A 4,293-nucleotide genomic window follows, 5' to 3' on the forward strand; every position below is an offset into this window, starting at 1 on the left:
CATCGACGACGCCAAGGCCTTCTTCGCCCTGCCGGAAGAGGTCAAGCGCCGCTATCACCAGCCGGGCACGGGCGGGGCGCGCGGCCTGACGCCGTTCGGCGTGGAGGCGGCCAAGGGCGCGACCACGGTCGACCTCAAAGAATTCTGGCATGTCGGCCGGGAACTGCCCGAGGGCCATCCCTATCGCCAATATATGCGCGACAACGTCTGGCCGGCCGAGATCGAGGGGTTCCGGGATCATCTCTATGGGATGTTCGAAGATCTGGACGCCCTGGGCCGCAAGATCCTCAAGGCCATCGCCCGATACCTGAAGCTCGATGACGGCTATTTCGACGACAAGGTCGAACTGGGCAACAGCGTGCTCAGGATGCTGCATTATCCGCCGGTCCCGGCCGATGCGCCGGGCGTGCGCGCCGGCGCGCACGAGGACATCAACGTCATCACCCTGCTGCTCGGGGCCGAGGAGGCCGGCCTGCAGCTGAAGGAAAAGGACGGCAGCTGGCTGGATATCGCCCCGCCGCCGGGCGCCCTGGTGGTCAACATCGGCGATATGCTGCAGCGGCTGACCAACCACGTCCTGCCGTCGACGACGCACCGGGTGGTCAATCCGGCGCCCGAACGGCGCGGCTTCGCGCGCTATTCGACGCCCTTCTTCCTGCACTTCAACCCGGACTTCCCGATCGAGACCCTGCCCAGCGCGATCACGCCGGACAATCCGGACCGCTATGCGGGCAAGACCATCCTGGCGGAGGACTATCTGACCGAACGCCTGCGCGAGATCCGCCTGCTCTGACCAAGCGGGCGGCGACGCGGGATCAGCGGGTGATGCGCAGTTGGCTGATGCTGCGGCCGATGGCGCCGAAGGCCGACTTCAGCGAGGCGCCGTTTTCGGGCAGGTAGACATGGTCGCTGTTGGTGGCGCACTGCTGCATCACCTCCTTGGCCGTGTCCACGCCGGCGCCGCCGCTGCTGGAGCTGATGTCGAAGCCGACCGTATAGACGATCACGCCCGCGGCCTTCATCTGCTTGCACATCTCCACCGAGCGCGCGAACGGATTGCTGTATTGGCCGACGGGTTGGTTCCTGAGGTTGGATCCAGTGTATTGCGAACAGCCGATGTGCTGGTTGACGTCGCCGCTGCCTGAGATGGCGCCGGCGACCACGCCGTTGCAGTAGGGGGTGTTGAACTCCCCGTCCGTCATCAGGATCACGACCTTCAGCCGCTTTTGCGCGTCATACGGATCCGGGCGGTTGTCGCTGGGGAAGATGGCGCCGAACACGGGCGAGACCATGTACCAGCCCCATTCGACCCCGACTTGGCCGGCGGTGGATCCTACGGGCTGATAGCTGTTGATCTGGGTCTTCAGCACGTCCTTCTTATAAGTGAGCGGCAGTATGGTGGCGTCCAGACAGCGATTGTCCGACGAGGGATAGGTCAAGCCCACGGGAGCAGAGCCGGGCGCGGATTCGGCGTACATGCCCGCGCCGATGCGCTCGCTGACGCAGGTCTTCACCTCTTGTATGCGGGTCGAGCCGTAGTAGTTGCTGAACTTGTAGAACTGGCAGCCGAGCTCCAGGCACTGAACGTAGTCGGCGCCGGCGCTGCTGTAGGTCTGGCTGCCCACGCTGTCGGGCAGCAGGCCGTTGACGACGAAGGTGTCCTTGTCCAGCCGCGTGGCCGAGCGATTGTCGCTGTTCAGGACGGTCAGGCCGCGCACGTCGGCGATGCGGATGTTCTCGCCGGTCTGTAGACCGTGGTTCACGGAGGTGGCCACCACCTCGCAGGTCGAGACTTGGCATTTCCGAAGCGTGCCGCCCGACGAATAGTTGTTGTAGCCCGAGGTGCTGTATTCGACCCAGGACGAACCGTTCCAAGTCTGCAGTCGCACGTTGTTGGCGTCCACCCGCTGGACCCGGTAGGCCTTGTTGTTCACGCGTGAGGCCAGGCTGGAACCCCCGCCCGAACTGGAGACGCCCGTCAGCCAGACGTAGTCGTTGTTCTGGAAACCGTGGCTGTTGGCCTTGACCGTGGTCTGGGTTCCCTTGGTCACGCCGCTGACCGCCTTGGTCGAGCCCGTGCCCCAGTCCGCCGCGTCGATGTCGGTTCGACCGCGAATATCGCCGCGCGCGGCGGCGGCGTAGTCGCCGGCGTTCACTCCCATCGAATAGGGCACAAGAGCGATCCGGGTGCGTGTGACCGCCTGGCGGGCCTCGTCCTGCACCACGATATCCACCAGGTCGTTGGCGGCGGCCTTCAAGTCGCGGATGCGCGATCCCGACATGGAGCCGGTGATGTCGAGCACGAGGGCCACTTCCACATCCTTGGTCGAGCGGTTGACCTCGGAGTGGGCGCCCACGGGCAGGGTGTCGTCCAGGATCTTGCCGTAGGGCGGCAGGACGATGTTGGCCACCAGGGTCTTCACGTCGACCGTGGCGTTGGCCACTACGATCTCGCCGTTCTCCAGCTTGAAGCGGATGGCCGAGTCGTTGATCGTGACGCCCGGAAAGCCCTGCATGTTGGCCTTCAGCACGTTCAACCCGACTTCGGTCAGGTCATCGTCTTCGACATAGGGCGAACGCGCGGCGGCCAGGGTGGCGGCGTCCAGGGCGTCCTGGAGGTTCGCGCGCACGGTCGTCACCCGCTGGATGTCGATGCCGCCCAGCACCACCATGACCAGCGTCGGCAGGGCCAGGGCGAACAGGATGGCGACGTTGCCGCGCCGGTCGCCACGCAGCCTTGCGGCCACGGACGACAGGCGGGCCAAAGCCCCGGAAAGCGCGGTCAGAACCGTCAAGATCATCGATCCCCGTCGGGCGCGATCCGCCCGGCATGACGACAGTGTGGCGCCGCCCGGTTAAGGGAAGCCCCAACCGTGACGGTTAATCGCCGTTAGGTTTCGGACCAGCCGCACTGATGACCACGGTTCTGCTGGGTCAGCCAGGCGTTCAGAGGGGCGAAATAGTCTGCGACAGCCGAGGCGTCGTTGGTCGTCTCGCCGGTGAAGGCCTGCATCGCCTCGGGCCAGGGCCGCGACTGGCCCATCTCCAGCATGGCGTTGAAGCGCTGGCCGACCTGGGTGTTGCCATAGATGGAGCAGCGGTGCAGCGGGCCGGTCCAGCCCGCCTGCTTGCAGGCGGCGCGGTGGAACTGGAACTGATAGATGTGGGCCAGGAAATAGCGGGTGTAGGGCGTGTTCCCAGGCACATGGTACTTGGCGCCGGGGTCGAAAGCGTCGGCCGGGCGCGGTCCCGGCGGGACCAGGCCCTGGTATTTCAACATGTCCGCGCTCCAGGCGGCGTTGTACTGATCCGGCGTGGTCGCGCCCGAGAAGACGTCCCAGCGCCAGCGGTCGACCATCAGGGCGAACGGCAGGAAGGCGATCTTGTCCAGCGCCATCTTCAGCAGGAAGGGAATGTCCTCCTCGGCGCCCGGCGTGGTCTGCAACAGACCGATCTGGTTCAGATAGGTGGGCGTCAGGGCCGACAGGCCGACGAAGTCGCCGATGGCCTCGTGGAAGCCGTCGTTGGCGCCGTTCCGGAACAGCATCGGCTGGTTCTTGTAGGCGCGCTGATAGTAGTTGTGCCCCAGTTCATGGTGCACGGTGTAGAAGTCGTCGCCGTTGACGTTGGTGCACATCTTGATGCGGATGTCGTCGGCGTTGTCCAAGTCCCAGGCCGAGGCGTGGCAGACCACCTCGCGATCGCGCGGCCGGACGATCTGGCTGCGTTCCCAGAAGGTCTGCGGCAGGGCTTCCAAGCCAAGCGAGGTGTAGAAGCCCTCGCCCGTCTTGACCATTTTGACAGGGTCATAGTCGGCCGCCTTCAGCAGTTCGGTCAGGTCGTAGCTGGACGCCCCGCCCGTGGTCGGCGCGACCACGTCGTAGATGTTGCCCCACTGCTGGGACCACATGTTGCCCAGCAGGTCCGCGCGGATCGGCCCGTGGTCCGGCTGGACCGCGTCGCCGTATTTGGCGTTCAGGCGAGCGCGGACGTAGCAGTGCAGGTTTTCGTAGAAGGGCTTGACCTGATCCCACAGCCGGTCGGTCTCGGCGGCGAAGTCGTCGGCGGGCATGTCGTAGCCCGAGCGCCACAGGGCGCCGGTGTCGGAAAAGCCCAGCTCGCGCGCGCCCTCGTTGGCGATGTCGACCATGCGGGCGTAGTCGGCCTTCATCACCGGCGAGATGGTGCGCCAACCTTCGTAAAGGGCCTTGGTTTCGGCCGGGTCGCGGCTGTCGGCCAGGATCAGCGAGGCTTCGTCCAGGGTGATGAGCAGGCCCTGAGATCGGAAGAGCG

General features: G+C 65.6%; 3 protein-coding genes. 1 reads left to right on the top strand and 2 read right to left on the bottom strand.

Annotated elements, in window-relative coordinates:
- On the top strand, positions 1-793 hold a 793-nt coding region (locus B2U11_RS03670; RefSeq protein ID WP_292070029.1), incomplete at its 5' end, for an isopenicillin N synthase family dioxygenase.
- A gap of 22 nt (positions 794-815) precedes the next feature.
- On the opposite strand, the gene B2U11_RS03675 is transcribed toward B2U11_RS03670, so the two are convergent.
- Both B2U11_RS03675 and B2U11_RS03680 read right to left on the bottom strand, forming a co-directional pair.
- Positions 816-2,795 carry a TadE/TadG family type IV pilus assembly protein gene (locus tag B2U11_RS03675; protein ID WP_292070030.1) on the bottom strand — a complete coding sequence of 660 codons (1,980 nt, stop codon included), beginning with the start codon at positions 2,793-2,795 and terminating at the stop codon, positions 816-818.
- Between the two features lie 95 nt (positions 2,796-2,890).
- On the bottom strand, positions 2,891-4,293 hold a 1,403-nt coding region (locus B2U11_RS03680; protein WP_292070031.1), incomplete at its 5' end, for a M2 family metallopeptidase.

This window comes from Brevundimonas sp. UBA7534 (assembly GCF_002479325.1).
In the GTDB taxonomy this organism is placed as follows: domain Bacteria; phylum Pseudomonadota; class Alphaproteobacteria; order Caulobacterales; family Caulobacteraceae; genus Brevundimonas.